Annotated in this window: 12 protein-coding genes and 3 pseudogenes; 10 read left to right on the top strand and 5 right to left on the bottom strand. The window is 69.3% G+C overall.

Features of this window, described 5'->3' with window-relative positions; translation table 11 throughout:
• Nucleotides 1–74 precede the first annotated feature (74 nt).
• From ACZ4UV_RS48810 to ACZ4UV_RS48820, 3 genes are read left to right on the top strand one after another with little or no spacing between them, the layout of a single operon-like run.
• Nucleotides 75–254 carry a hypothetical protein gene (locus tag ACZ4UV_RS48810; protein ID WP_451020767.1) on the top strand — a complete coding sequence of 60 codons (180 nt, stop codon included), beginning with the start codon at nucleotides 75–77 and terminating at the stop codon, nucleotides 252–254.
• Entirely contained in the window at nucleotides 251–613 is a 363-nt protein-coding gene (locus ACZ4UV_RS48815; protein ID WP_467848628.1) for a hypothetical protein, read from the top strand. The genes ACZ4UV_RS48810 and ACZ4UV_RS48815 overlap by 4 nt, the downstream gene beginning before the upstream one ends.
• The gene (locus ACZ4UV_RS48820) at nucleotides 502–846 is read left to right on the top strand and encodes a nucleotidyl transferase AbiEii/AbiGii toxin family protein (RefSeq protein ID WP_451020766.1); all 345 of its coding nucleotides are present in this window, start codon (nucleotides 502–504) and stop codon (nucleotides 844–846) included. The genes ACZ4UV_RS48815 and ACZ4UV_RS48820 overlap by 112 nt, the downstream gene beginning before the upstream one ends.
• A 231-nt stretch (nucleotides 847–1077) precedes the next feature.
• On the opposite strand, the gene ACZ4UV_RS48825 is transcribed toward ACZ4UV_RS48820, so the two are convergent.
• On the bottom strand, nucleotides 1078–2097 hold the full coding sequence (locus ACZ4UV_RS48825; protein WP_451020765.1) for a LacI family DNA-binding transcriptional regulator: 1020 nt from the start codon (nucleotides 2095–2097) through the stop codon (nucleotides 1078–1080).
• Between the two features lie 211 nt (nucleotides 2098–2308).
• Here ACZ4UV_RS48825 and ACZ4UV_RS48830 point away from each other — a divergent pair, with 211 nt between their 5' ends.
• From ACZ4UV_RS48830 to ACZ4UV_RS48850, 5 genes and pseudogenes are all read left to right on the top strand, one after another.
• Nucleotides 2309–3613, top strand: coding sequence for an extracellular solute-binding protein (locus ACZ4UV_RS48830; protein ID WP_451020764.1), 1305 nt, complete (start codon nucleotides 2309–2311; stop codon nucleotides 3611–3613).
• Between the two features lie 9 nt (nucleotides 3614–3622).
• Nucleotides 3623–4555, top strand: a complete 933-nt coding sequence (locus ACZ4UV_RS48835) for a carbohydrate ABC transporter permease (protein WP_451020763.1) — start codon at nucleotides 3623–3625, stop codon at nucleotides 4553–4555.
• Nucleotides 4555–5373 carry a carbohydrate ABC transporter permease gene (locus ACZ4UV_RS48840; protein WP_451020762.1) on the top strand — a complete coding sequence of 273 codons (819 nt, stop codon included), beginning with the start codon at nucleotides 4555–4557 and terminating at the stop codon, nucleotides 5371–5373. The genes ACZ4UV_RS48835 and ACZ4UV_RS48840 overlap by 1 nt, the downstream gene beginning before the upstream one ends.
• Before the next feature lie 8 nt (nucleotides 5374–5381).
• Complete coding sequence (locus ACZ4UV_RS48845) at nucleotides 5382–7742, top strand: beta-xylosidase/alpha-l-arabinosidase (protein ID WP_467848570.1); 2361 nt, start codon at nucleotides 5382–5384, stop codon at nucleotides 7740–7742.
• 98 nt (nucleotides 7743–7840) lie between these two features.
• A pseudogene (locus tag ACZ4UV_RS48850) lies at nucleotides 7841–8206 on the top strand (acetylxylan esterase); the annotation flags it as partial.
• Nucleotides 8207–8325: 119 nt separating this feature from the next.
• Here the strand turns inward: ACZ4UV_RS48850 and ACZ4UV_RS48855 are convergent.
• Nucleotides 8326–8444: pseudogene (locus tag ACZ4UV_RS48855) on the bottom strand (IS5/IS1182 family transposase); the annotation flags it as partial.
• A gap of 87 nt (nucleotides 8445–8531) precedes the next feature.
• Here ACZ4UV_RS48855 and ACZ4UV_RS48860 point away from each other — a divergent pair.
• Both ACZ4UV_RS48860 and ACZ4UV_RS48865 read left to right on the top strand, forming a co-directional pair.
• A complete protein-coding gene (locus ACZ4UV_RS48860) occupies nucleotides 8532–10067 on the top strand; it encodes a glycoside hydrolase family 43 protein (RefSeq protein WP_467848573.1) in 1536 nt (511 codons plus the stop codon).
• Between the two features lie 756 nt (nucleotides 10068–10823).
• The gene (locus tag ACZ4UV_RS48865) at nucleotides 10824–11075 is read left to right on the top strand and encodes a hypothetical protein (protein ID WP_467848576.1); all 252 of its coding nucleotides are present in this window, start codon (nucleotides 10824–10826) and stop codon (nucleotides 11073–11075) included.
• A 10-nt stretch (nucleotides 11076–11085) separates the two neighbouring features.
• On the opposite strand, the pseudogene ACZ4UV_RS48870 reads toward ACZ4UV_RS48865, so the two are convergent.
• The 3 genes and pseudogenes from ACZ4UV_RS48870 to ACZ4UV_RS48880 form a co-directional block, all read right to left on the bottom strand.
• Nucleotides 11086–11603, bottom strand: a pseudogene (locus ACZ4UV_RS48870) (GNAT family N-acetyltransferase).
• Complete coding sequence (locus ACZ4UV_RS48875; RefSeq protein ID WP_467848579.1) at nucleotides 11600–12856, bottom strand: IS256 family transposase; 1257 nt, start codon at nucleotides 12854–12856, stop codon at nucleotides 11600–11602. The pseudogene ACZ4UV_RS48870 and the gene ACZ4UV_RS48875 overlap by 4 nt, the downstream one beginning before the upstream one ends.
• A 194-nt stretch (nucleotides 12857–13050) precedes the next feature.
• Nucleotides 13051–13242, bottom strand: a complete 192-nt coding sequence (locus ACZ4UV_RS48880; RefSeq protein ID WP_451022868.1) for a cold shock domain-containing protein — start codon at nucleotides 13240–13242, stop codon at nucleotides 13051–13053.
• Nucleotides 13243–13376: the final 134 nt, after the last annotated feature.

Genomic DNA, 13376 nt, shown 5'->3' on the forward strand with positions numbered 1-13376 from the left:
GCCCACTTCGTGGCCTTCGACGTGCTGCGGCTTCGGGACTGCGCACCTACGATCTCGACCGGCCCCGCCAGTGCATGGGCCTCTACCGGACGGTCCCCGCCGAGGGGCAGCGCGATGACATCACCGGCTTCCCGAACCGCGATCTCCTCCTCGCCCAGTGGCCCCTGATGAGGACCATGGTCAGCAGGCATGTCCGCGAGGTATGGGGGGCCGCGTTCCCCGAGCTTGCGCACCGGGCGTCCGCCGCCGCGTGAACATCAGCGGTCTGCACCGCCGGCTCCTTGCCGACGTCCTCGCGATCGGCACCCCGTACCCGCTGGTGATCACCGGCGGCTACGCCGCCCAGGCACAGGGCGTGGTCGACCGGCTCAGCCAGGACATCGACGTGGCCACCGAGAACCCGGCCCCCATGTCCGCCATCGCCGACGACCTGGTACGCGGCCTGGCCGAGCGCGGCTGGCACGTCGGCATCATCAGCGTGGACCCGCTGGCCCCCGCCAGATGGCGACCAGCGCCGACGGGGAGCAATGCAGGGTCGGCGTCCTCAAGGAGAACCTGTGGGCGCGGCCCGTCCTCACACCGTATGGCCCCGTCCTGGGTCTCGACGACGTGATCGGCACCAAAGTCCGGGCACTGGCAGACCGCGCGGCACCCCGCGACTTCGTCGACGTCCGGGCAGCAGTCCGCGACCACACGATCACGGATCTGGAGATGCTGGGACAACAGGGCCTCCTGAGACTCGTTTGGTGTTGTCACCTCGAGCCACCAAGGGGCCCTGTCCTCATGCGTCCACCCGGCCGAAATCACCCGACCAGGGACCGTGTTCGATCAGAACCGTCCTCATGATCGATAGAGATACGGCTTCTTGACACCACTCACCTGGGTTCCGTTGGGCTCTAGTCGTCCCAGGGCATGCCGTTGCGGGAAGTGGGACGCGCCCGAGCAGTCGATGTTCGCGGGGCACACCTGGCTGGCAGCCGGCAGTGGGGCAGGTCGGCGGGAATGGCTCCAGAACTCTCGGTACGCGTCCGGAGCGATGCGTCACGTGCTGTCGAAAATTTCGAAGGTGCCGACGACTCAGTGGCGGCCGGCGGTCGGGGGCTGGGCTGTGCTGCTGCGCTCGACCAGGCTGGTGGCCAGGTCGACGCGCAGCGCGGACGGTGGGTTGCCGCGGGCGAGGTCGATCACCATGCGCGCGGCGACCTCGGCCATCTCGGTCAGCGGCTGGCGGACGGTGGTCAGGGGTGGGCCGACCCAGCGGGCGATGGGCAGGTCGTCGAAGCCGACGACGCTGAGATCCTCCGGGATGCGTAGGCCCAACTCCCGTGCGGCCTCGTAGACGCCGAGCGCCTGCAGGTCGTTGCCGGTGAAGATCGCGGTGGGCCGGTCCTTGAGGCGCAGCAGCTCCAGGCCCGCCCAGTAGCCGGTTTCGTGGTAGAAGTTGCCCTCGCGGATCAGCGCGGGATCGAAGGCGACACCGCCCGTCTCCAGCGCGGCCCGATAGCCGTCGATCCGGGCGCGGCTGCACATCATCCGCCGTGGTCCGGCGATCATGCCGATGCGCCGGTGGCCCAGGTCGAGCAGGTGGCGGGTGGCGGCGAGGCCGCCGTTCCAGTTGGTCGTACCGACCGCCGGCATGTCCTGACCGGGGTCCCCGGCCGGGTCCATCACCACGAACGGGATATCACGACTGGTCAGCTGCGCCTGCTGGGCCTCGTCGAGCCCCGACAGCACCAGGACCACGCCGGTGGGGCGGCGGGCGAGCACCCCGTCGATCCAGGACTGCCCGACGCTGAGCCGGCCCGAGGATTCCGACAGGACGACGCTCATCCCCTCTTCGCGGACGACGTTCTCGACCCCGCGGATGACCTCCATCGCCCAGGCGCTCTCGAGCTCGTGGAACACCAGCTCCAGCAAGGGGCTGGACGGGGCGCTGTTGCTGCGTCGCCGCTGGTAGCCGTACTGATGCAGCAGCTCCTCCACCCGCTCGCGGGTGGCGGGGGCAACGTCCGCGCGGCCGTTGACGACTTTCGAAACAGTCGGTGTGGACACCCCCGCCTCGCGCGCGATTTCGGCGAGTGTCGCCGCTCTGGTCACGAGCCCCTCCTGTGCTGCCCTGGTGTGCGAAGTACGTAGGCCTCGCGGCTGTACAAGACGGATATTAGCTGGTCAGGGCCCCAGCCGGTACGACCGAATCGAGATCTTCCAAACCCTTGACGGAGATCGACGTTACGCCTAGGTTTCCCGCAGCATTCGGAACTTTCTTCGAAATTATCGACGGAGTGGCAATCCAATGGGTTCTCTTCGCGTGACCGTTCGCAACGGTGCGACCCGGAACAGACTCGCCGCAGTAGCGGCAACGACCGCGCTGCTGCTCGGTCTGACCACCGCATGCGGGTCGAGCGGCGGCTCCAGCTCCGGGGCGATCCACGTCCTCGTCTACGGGGACTCCGCGAACAAGGTCGAAAAGCAGATCGTCGACACGTTCAACAAGACCTCGAAGGTCAAGGTGGTGCTGGACACCATCCCCGGCGCCGACTACCAGGCCAAGCTCAACACGATCATCAACACCCCGCAGGCCCCGGACGTCTTCTTCAACTGGGGCGGCGGCAGCATCGCGCCCTACGTCAAGAAGAACCTCCTGCTCCCCCTGGACGACATGATCGCCAAGGACCCGGGGCTCAAGGCCAACTTCCTCCCCTCGGTGTTCAACACCGCGGTGGTCGACGGCAAGTCCTACGGTGTCCCGATGCGCGGCACGCAGCCCGTGCTGCTCTTCAACAACAAGAAGGTCCTGGCGAGCGCCGGCCTGAGCGTCCCGCAGACCTGGGACGACCTGGTCAACGACGTCAAGGTGCTCAAGGGCAAGGGCCTGACCCCGATCGCGCTCGGCGGCGGCGACCAGTGGCCCACCCTCATGTGGTTCGAGTACGTCTTCGACCGGGTCGCCGGGCCGGACCTGTTCCAGAAGGCGCTCGCCGGTGACAAGAGCGCGTGGGCCAGGCCGGAAAGCCACAAGGCCCTGGGCATGCTGAAGCAGCTGGTCGACGCCGGCGCATTCGGCAGCAACTTCGACTCGGTGAAGTTCACCGACGGCGGGTCCCCGGCGCTGCTGGCCAAGGGCAAGGCCGCCTTCGAGCTGATGGGCTCCTGGGAGTACTCCACCCAGCAGTCCAACAACCCCGACTTCGCCAAGAACGACCTCGGCTACAGCTCCTTCCCGACCGTCAGCGGCGGCAAGGGCGACCCGAAGGACCTCGTCGGCAACACCAACAACTTCTACTCCGTCCTGAAGAAGACCAAGCACCCCGACGCCGTGGCGGCCTTCCTCAAGCTCATGTACTCCGACGAGTTCGTGAAGGCCCAGCTCGGCATCGGCAACCTGCCGACCACCACCAACACCGACAAGTTCCTGTCCACCTCGGCCAGCCCGGACTACTCGAAGTTCCAGTTCAACCTGGTCAAGGCGGCCCCGTCGTTCCAGCTGTCCTGGGACCAGGCCTACCCGCCGGCCGCGGCCACGCCACTCCACACGGCCATTCAGAAGTTCTTCGACGGCAAGACCGACGCCAACGGCTTCATCCAGGCGATGCAGTCGCTGTCCAACTCCTGAGTAGGACCGATGAGCTCACTTTCTCTCGCAGCCGTGTCCGGCCGCCGCCTCAAGGCGCGCCGGGCCGGCGTCGGGGTGACCCGCCCGGGCTTCGTCTGGGCGGTACCCGCGACCGTCTTCTTCCTCCTGTTCGCGATCCTCCCGCTGGTGCTGGTCGCGGTGCTGTCCTTCACCAGCTGGGACGGCATCACCTCGCCGCACTTCAACGGCCTGGCGAACTGGACCAAGCTGATCCACGACCCGGTGATGACCCAGAGCATCTGGCTCACCCTCGTGCTCACCGTGCTCGGGGTCGTGACGCAGACGCCCATCAGCATCCTGCTGGGCGTCTGGGCGGCCGGCCACCAGCGCAACCGGGCCGTGCTGTCCGCGATCTTCTTCGTCCCCCTGCTGCTCTCGGCGACCGCGGTCTCGGTGGTATGGCGCGCCCTGCTCGACCCCAACTTCGGCATGCCGGGCCAGCTTCCCTGGCTTTTCGGTGACGGCAACCTGCTCGGCAGCCAGACCGGTTCGATCGGGGTGCTGACCTTCGTCGGAATGTGGCAGTTCACACCCCTGCACACGCTCCTCTACCAGGGCGGCGCCCGCGCGATTCCGCAGGTGCTCTACCAGGCCGCGGCGATCGACGGAGCCGGCACCGTGCGGCAGTTCTTCCACATCACCCTGCCGCAACTGCGCAACACCGCGATCACCTCGATGATCCTCATGGTCGTCGGCGGGCTGACCACGTTCGACACGGTGCTGATCCTCACCCAGGGCGGCCCCGGCACGGACACCACGGTCAGCGCGTACTACATGTACCAGCAGAGCTTCAAGAACTTCGACTTCGGCGCCGGCTCGGCCATCGCGCTGGTCCTGGTCGTGGTGGCCACGCTCATCTCCCTGGCCGTGGTCCGGCTCTCCGGCTACGACAAGATGCGCAGCACGGCGGAGGGGATCTGATGCGACAGCGCCCCAACTACCTTGCCGGTCTGGGCTCCCTGATATGGCTCGCTCTGGTCGGTCTGCCGCTCTACGTGCTGCTGGTCGCGACCCTGCGCACCACCTCCAACTACTCCACCCAGGGCCCGCTGAGCTTTCCGTCGCAGCTGACCCTGAGCAACTACCTCAACGCGTTCTCCAACGGCTTCGGCCAGGACTTCCTCAACACCCTGATCGTCACCGTCAGCGTGGTCGGCATCGTGCTGGTGGTGGTGCCGCCGCTCGCCTACGCCATCGTGCGTGCCCAGGGCCGGACCATCACCGTCGTGTTCCGGGTCTTCCTGCTGGGACTCGCGATCCCCGCGCAGGCGGTGATCGTGCCGATGTTCTACGTGATCAGCCAGGCCGGGCTCTATGACCACCTGATCGGCGTCATCCTGCCCACCGCCGCGTTCTCGCTGCCGGTGTGCACCCTGGTGCTCACCGGGACGATGCGCGACATCACCCCTGAGCTGTACGAAGCCATGGCCATGGACGGAGCCTCCCCGCGGCGGGTCTTCATGCAACTGGTCCTGCCGCTGTCGAAGAGCGGACTCTCCTCCATCGTCGTCTTCTCGGCCCTCCAGGCCTGGAACGGCTTCCTCTTCCCGCTGATCCTCACCCAGTCGGAGTCGACCAAGGTGATCACCCTCGGTCTGTACAACTTCCAGACCGAACACGGCGTCGACGTCCCCGGACTGCTCAGCGCCGTGGTGCTGTCCATGCTCCCCATCTTCATCGTCTACCTGTTCGCCCGCCGCGCCCTGGTCCAGGGGCTCATGGGGGTCGGAGGAAAGTGACCGGCAACATGAACCCCACCGTCGAGCTCGCCACCCCTGTGTGGCGGGACGTCTCGCTCGACCCCGCGACCAGGGCCGACGCCCTGATCGCGGCGATGACCCTGCGGGAGAAGACAGCGCAGCTGGTCGGCGTCTGGGTGGGCGCCTCCGACGAGGGCGGCGAGGTCGCCCCGCACCAGCACGAGATGGAGGAGCCGCCGGACCTGGACGAGTTGCTGCCGAACGGTCTGGGCCAGCTGACCCGGCCCTTCGGCACCGTTCCCGTGGACGCCGCCGTCGGTGCGCTCTCCCTCGCCCGCTCCCAGCAGCGCATCGTCGCCGCCAACCGTTTCGGCATACCCGCGATCGCCCACGAGGAGTGCCTGGCCGGGTTCGCGGCCTGGGGGGCGACCGCCTACCCGGTCCCGCTGTCCTGGGGAGCGACCTTCAACCCTGAGCTGGTGCGCACCATGGCCACCGCCATCGGGACCGACATGCGCGCCGTCGGCGTCCACCAGGGTCTCGCCCCCGTGCTCGACGTGGTGCGCGACGCCCGCTGGGGCCGCGTCGAGGAGGCCATCGGCGAGGATCCGTACCTGGTCGGCACCATCGCCACCGCTTACGTGCAGGGCCTGGAGTCCGCCGGGATCGTCGCCACGCTCAAGCACTTCGCCGGCTACTCCGCCTCGCGGGCCGGCCGCAACCTCGCACCGGTCTCCATGGGCGTCCGTGAGCGCGCCGACGTCATCCTTCCCCCGTTCGAGATGGCGCTGCGCGAGGGCCGACCGCGCTCGGTCATGCACGCCTACACCGACACCGACGGCATCCCCTCGGCCGCCGACCAGGAACTGCTCACCGGTCTGCTCCGGGACACCTGGGGCTTCGACGGGACGGTGGTGGCGGACTACTTCGGCATCGCCTTCCTCAAGCTCCTGCACGGCGTCGCCGGAAGCTGGGACGAGGCCGCCGGGCTTGCCCTCGCCAGTGGCGTCGACGTCGAGCTGCCGACCGTCAAGACATTCGGACAGCCGCTGCTCGACGCGGTCGAGGCCGGCACCGTCCCTGAGGAGCTGATCGATCGCGCCCTGCGCCGGATCCTCGTCCAGAAGGCACAGCTCGGCCTGCTCGACCCCGACTGGAACCCGGTTCCGCAGGCGCTCTCCGGAGCGGAACTGGCCGTTCCCGAGGCGCTGCGCGGCAGCGTCGACCTGGACCCCCCGGCCAACCGGGAGTTGGCGCGCGAGCTGGCGGAGCAGGCCGTCGTGCTGCTGCGCAATGACGGCACGCTGCCGCTCGGCCGCCCCCGCCGGATCGCGCTGATCGGCCCCAACGCCGACACCCCGACGGCCGTGCTGGGCTGCTACTCCTTCCCCGTGCACGTCGGCTCGCAACACCCCGAGGTCCCGACCGGCATCGCGCTGCCCACGCTGCGCGAGACCTTGGCGGCCGAGTTCCCCGACGCCGAGATCTTCTCCGCGCCCGGTGCGACGGTCGACGGCGACAGCACGGCCGGCTTCGCCGAGGCGGTCGCGGCGGCCCGCGTCACCGACGTCGTGGTGCTCGCTCTCGGGGACCGCGCCGGCCTGTTCGGCCGCGGCACCAGCGGCGAGGGATGTGACGCCGAATCGATGCAACTGCCCGGCGTGCAACAGCAGTTGCTCGACGCCCTGCTGGATGCCGGCACGCCCGTGGTGCTCGTCATGCTGGCGGGCCGCCCTTACACACTGGGTCGCGCCGACACGGAGGCGGCGGCGGTCGTGCAGTCCTTCTTCCCTGGGGAGGCGGGCACCGAAGCGATCGCCGGCGTGCTGAGCGGGCGGGTGAACCCCTCCGGACGGCTGCCCGTGAGTGTGCCGCGGCACAAGGGTGTTCAGCCCTCCACCTACCTGGCCGCCCGGCTGGCCCAGGACAGCGACGTGTCCAGCACCAGTACCAGCGCGGCCTACGGGTTCGGGCACGGGCTCGGCTACACGGAATTCGAGTGGTCCGCGCTCGACGTCAGCGTCGCGGAGACGGGCACCGACGGCAGCTTCCGGATCGCCTTCGAGGTCCGCAACACCGGCGATCGCTCCGGCTGCGAGGTGGTGCAGTTCTACCTGCACGACCCGGTGGCCTCCGTGGTCCAGCCGATGCAGCGCCTCGTCGGCTACCGGCGCCTCCCGCTCGAAACCGGGGAAGTCTGCCGGGTCCTCCTGGAACTTCCCGCGGACCTGGCCTCCTTCACCGGCCGCGCGGGCCGTCGCATCGTCGAACCCGGCGAGCTGGAACTACGGATCTCCGCCAGCAGCACCGACCACCGCATCACGGTCCCGCTGCGCCTGACCGGCCAGGTCCGGGAGGTCGACCACACCCGCAGGCTGCACCCCGTCGTCACCGTCGAGTGCCGCTGACGCAACGAGAGCCGCTCGTGTACACCGACCTGCCCGAGGAGGCCCGCTCGTACGGCGGCGAGGCCGGCCTGACGCCGGTCAGCACCGGACTGAGCACCGTGGACACCTTCGACGGCACCTTCCCGGGCTTCGGCGGGGAGCCGGTCAAGGCGTGGCTGTGCCTGCCGGGCACGGCGACCGGCCCCCTTCCGGCCGTCGTGCAGTACGTCGGTCATGGCGGCGGACGAGGGCATGTGCTGGAGAACCTGCGCCGGGCGTCCGCCGGGTACGCCCACCTCCAGGTGGACACGCGCGGGCCGGACTCGGGCTGGAGCCGGGGCGCGACCCCCGACTCCGGCCCGACCGGGCCGGAGGTCTCCGGCGTGATGACCCGAGGCAGCAGCTCTCCGCGCACGTACTACTACCGCCGACTGCTCACCGAGGCTGTCCGGGCCGTGGACGCCGTCCGCCGACTGGACCGCGTCGCCCCCCACCGGGTCGCCGTGATCGGACAAGGCCAGGGCGGCGGCACCGCACTCGCTGTCCCCGACCCGGCGCCACGACTCCTACGCCGAACTGCCGGACGGGCGACGAGTGAGTCGCTGCGCACCGGATCCGCTTCCTCCTGCCGCACGCGGAGATCAGCTTTCCGAACTGACGCGGACGAAACCCGGTGAACAGGGCTGTCCAGGAGCGGTTCGACGCCGTGATCCAACCAGCCACGACACGATCATCTCACCCGTGACAAGCGGTTACGGCACCCGTTGGACTCGCTCCACGGCACCCGGCTGCCCGAAAGGAACACATTCTGTGCGTACGTACGACAACCCTGTGATCAGCGGGTTCCACCCCGATCCGAGCGTGTGCCGGGTCGGTGACGACTACTACCTGGTGTGCTCCAGCTTCGAATACTTCCCCGGGCTGCCGATCTTCCACAGCAAGGACCTCGTGCACTGGGAGCAGATCGGCAACGTGCTCGACCGGTCCGGACAACTGCCGCTGCCTCTCCCCGGCGCCAAGGCGTCCGGCGGCCTCTACGCCCCCACGATCCGCCACCACGACGGCCGTTACTGGGTCATCAACACCAATATCGACGGCGGCGGCAACTTCGTCGTCTCGGCCGAGCGGCCCGAGGGGCCGTGGAGCGACCCGGTGTGGATCGACCTGCACGGGATCGACCCCGATCTGGCGTGGGAGGAGGACGGCACCTGCTGGTGCGCGTTCTCCGGGCCCGAAGGCGGCATCAACGTGGCCAGGATCGACCCGGTCAAGGGGGAGGTGCTGGAGGGGCCCTTTGCCACGTGGTCGGGCAGCGGCCTCAAGTATCCCGAGGCGCCGCACCTCTACCGCATCGGCGACTGGTGGTACCTGCTGATCGCGGAAGGCGGCACCGAACGCGGCCACAGCGTGTCCATCGCCCGCGGCCGCTCGCCGCGCGGCCCCTGGGAAGGCGCACCCGCCAACCCCCTGCTGTCCCACAGCGGTACCGCCCGCTCCATCCAGAACACCGGCCACGCCGACCTGGTGGAGGCTCCCGACGGCAGTTGGTGGATGGTGCTGCTCGGCGTCCGGCCTCGCGGCTTCACGCCCGACGTGCACGTGCTCGGCCGCGAGACGTTCCTGACCCCCGTGGAGTGGGACGAGGACGGCTGGCCCGTCGTCGCGCCCGTTCCTGAGAGCCACGCGGCCCCGGGCGGTGCCTGGCACCCCGTTCCGGCCCTGCCCGCCCGCGACGACTTCGACGAGTCCGCTCTCACGCCGCAGTGGGTCTCGCCGTTCACCCGCCCGGAGGGCTCCTGGTCGCTCACCGAGCGCCCCGGCTGGCTGGCCCTCAACGCCACCGGCGCCACCCTCGACCGCCCCGGGTACACCTTCGTCGGCCGCCGCCAGCAACACCACGACTGCCGCGTCGCCGCGGCGATCGACCCGGGTACGGGACGCGGCGGCCTCTGCGTGCGCCTGGACGAAGCCCACCACTACGAACTGGAGGTCGGGAACGGCGAGGTCGGCGTCGTCGCCCGGATCGGTCCACTGCGCCAGACCGTGGCCAGCCGACCGGTCCCGTCCGGGCCGCTGACCCTCACCGTCGCGATCCGGACGAACGACCTTGTGCCCGCGTCGCCCGAACTCACCGATGGCGGGACCACCGGCCCTGACACCGTCGCCTTCTGGGTTGGCGGCCCCGACGCCTCGGACGCCCAGCCACTCGTCGAACTGGACGGGCGCTACCTGTCCACCGAGGTCGCCTGCGGCTTCACCGGCCGCGTTATCGGCATGTACGCCACCGAGGGCACGGTCGCCTTCGACTGGTTCGAGTACGCCCCGGCCTCGGCGCCCTCCGCTTGACGCCTGGCGTTCGGCCGCGTGCGGCACCTGCGTCCGTGCGGGCGCCGCACGCGGCATGCCACGAGACCGCCCCGTCAAAGGGAGCGGCCGACGATGTCGACCCGGGACGCACCGGTGGCGGCGAGCACCTGGTCGACGAAGAACGAGAGCTGCTGGGCGCCCTCAGGTTACCGGGACTCGTGCAGAAGGCCTCGGCGTTCACGACTCCGTTGGGAAAGTGCGGCTGCCCCGGACTGGCCGGCCCCGTTGATCGGCTCCGGCTGGGTGGAGCGATAGGGGGCCAAGGTCGACAACTACCGCTTCCCGAAGGGGGACAACGTCGCCGGGAATGGGCCGAGCAGGTCGGGCGGGACGGGTTCGCTCTCCTGGACGCCATCGATGGCCCGACCGCGCCGGCCTTGCTGCGCGAGATCCCTGCGGTGGGCATCGTGCGCCGGGCCTGGGCAGAGCAGTGTCACCGGGAGGCAGAGGGGGCGCGCCGGCGGGAGGGCAAGGACCTTCCGCCGGCCAGAGACAGGCCTTCCTCCCCTTAGCTTGATCATTGACCTTGCTGCTGTTTCAGGCGGACGTGTTCGGTGAGGGATTCGATTCGTTTCACGATCTTCCCGGGCCCGTGACGTGGGGCTGGCCTGTGGTTCTTCGAGCCGGGTGGGCGTCCGGGTCCGGGCTTGGAGGGTCTGGGGCACGTCGGCGGGACGGGCGGGCGGTGGCATCGTCGGACGGCCCCAGCCGCATCGCGTCCAGCACGGCGCCCACTTGAGCGATCACGTCTCCGCCGCGAAAAGCGCTTTCCTCTCCGTCATCCGGGCGGCGGAGGGCCTTGCCGGGAACACGGTAGGCCAGCCGAGACTGTCCTTGACCCGTACCCTGGTCAAGACTTCCCTGACAGGTGTCGCGGACGCCGCAGCCGCCTTCGCTGTCGGCGGTGCCGCCGATCTCACAGCCGCCAATACAGTGCTGCAGGACGCCGAGCGGGCCGCGCCGCCGAGTAATAGTCAAGATCTGTGAATCGTTGAAGCTATCGCCCGATACGCCGGTGCCATCGGATCTCGCCTTCGTGCCATTCGTCGGTGGGCGTGAGCCCCGCGGCAGTGGCGACGGCAGCGGAAGCCCGATGTTCGGGGTGGATGTGGGCGACAACGGTCTGCACCGGCTGCCGGCTGAGCCAGCCGACGAGTCCTCGGGCCGCTTCGCTGGCGATGCCTCTTCCCTGCCACGGGGTTCCCACCACCCAGGCGATCTCAGCGATGAGTCTGTGGCCGGAGAGGCCGACCGTCGCCTGGACGGTGCCCGTCAGGCTGGACGTCTCACGGAGCCGGATCACCCAGTTCAGCCAGGAGACGGCCGGATCGGGAGAGCCTGCGGTCATGCGCTGGTAGCGCGAGCGCAGGGCTTGCGGGGTGTCGGGAGTGCCGCCGATGAAGGTGTGCAGGACCGGGTCGGACAGCACGGCGGCCATCTCCTCGGCGGCTCGACGTGCAGCGGCACCAGGTCCAGCCGCCTGGTACTGATGGCCTGGGCCGTGAGGGTGCTCACGCCGCGACCGCCTCGGGGCGTTCGACGAGCTGGCCGCGTTCGAAGCGGGCTCCGGCACGGACGAGAGCGACAAGGTGGGGCGCGTTCACAGCCCACCACCGACGCTGGGCCGACTCGACGAGTTTGAAGACCATGGCCAGGGCGGCGGTGCGGGAGCCGGCGCCGCGGGTGACCTTGGTCCGCAGCCGGACGGTGGAGAACGTGGACTCGATGGGATTCGTGGTGCGCAGGTGGATCCAGTGCTCGGCCGGGAAGTCGTAGAACGCCGGCAGCTCCTCCTGGTCATCGGTGATCTTCTTGACCACCTTGGGGAACTTCGCGCCGTAGAGCTGGGCGAACGTTTTGACCGCCTGTGCCGCGTGGTCGCGGTCCTCGGCGTTGCAGATGTCCTGGATGGCCTTCTTCGCCCCCGGCTGCGCGGACTTCGGCATGGCGTCGAGGACGTTTGCGGTTTTGTGAACCCAGCATCTTTGCTCGCGGGTGTCGGGAAACACCTCCACGAGGGCCTTCCAGAACCCGAGGGCGCCGTCGCCGACCGCGAGGACGGGGGCACGCATGCCCCGGCGGGTGCAGTCCCGCATCAGGTCGGCCCACGACTCACCGGATTCACGGTAGCCGTCCTTGAGGGCGAACAGTTCCTTGGAGCCGTCGGCGCGCACCCCGATGAGCACCAGCACGCAGGCTTTGGCCTCCTCCAGGCGGACGTTGAGGTGGATGCCGTCGGCCCACACGTACACGTAGTCGACCCCCGCGAGATCGCGTTCCATGAAGGCTGCGTGGTCGGCCTGCCACTGCGTCGTCAGCCGGGTGACAGTTGCCGCCGAGAGCCCGGCAGAGGAGCCGAGGAACTGCTCCAGGGCGGGCACGAAGTCGCCGGAGGACAGGCCGTGGAGGTAGAGCAGGGGCAGTACCTCGCTGATCTTCGGTGACTTGCGGCACCAGGGCGGCAGGATCGCGGAGGAGAACCGCTTGCGCTCGCCCGTGGCCTCGTCGACGCGCTTGTCGTTCACCCGCGGCGCCTTCACCTCGACCACGCCGGCCGCTGTAGTGACCTTCCGGGGCTGGTGATAGCCGTTGCGGACCACCAGGCGGTGCCCCTGTTCATCGCGCTCCTCGGCCAACTCGGCTATGTAGGCGTTGGCTTCTGCCTCCAGCGCGGCGGCCAGCATCCGCCGTGCGCCTTCCCGAACGATCTCATCCAGCAGCGAACTGCCGCTTGGCGTGGTGCCGTCCTCGTTGACTACCGTAAGCACGGGCGTGCCTTCCCGACCGACGCGGCAACGTCGGCCTTGCTCGATGACCTATCGATCCATCGGGAAGGTACGCCTCGTTCCGCCAGGAGTGATCCACAGGTAGTGAGCATTGCTCGCGGGTGGAGGCCGCCCAGGTCGAGGTGACACTGACCGATTTCGGTCCCGATGTGCAGCGGTTTGTCATCACCGAGGGGTCAGGCAGGCGTGACGTTCTCCGCCTGCGGGCCCTTCTGCCCCTGGGTGATGTCGAAGGTGACCGCCTGGCCTTCCTGCAGCTCACGGAAGCCGGAGACGTTGATGTTGGAGTAGTGCGCGAAGACGTCCGGCCCGCCGCCGTCCTGCTGGATGGAGCCGTCCGCGGCGCATTGCGCGCGCAGCAGCCGCAGGGCGTCCGCGGGCGGGTACTCGCGCCGCTCGAGCCCGGCTCCGACGAGTTCCACCAGCCAGCCCGGGACCAGCGGGTCGGGAAGGCCATCGATCCAGCCCGCCAGCTCTGCCCGGGGGAGATCCAGCCTTGCGC

This window comes from Streptomyces sp. NPDC028289, from assembly GCF_055565975.1.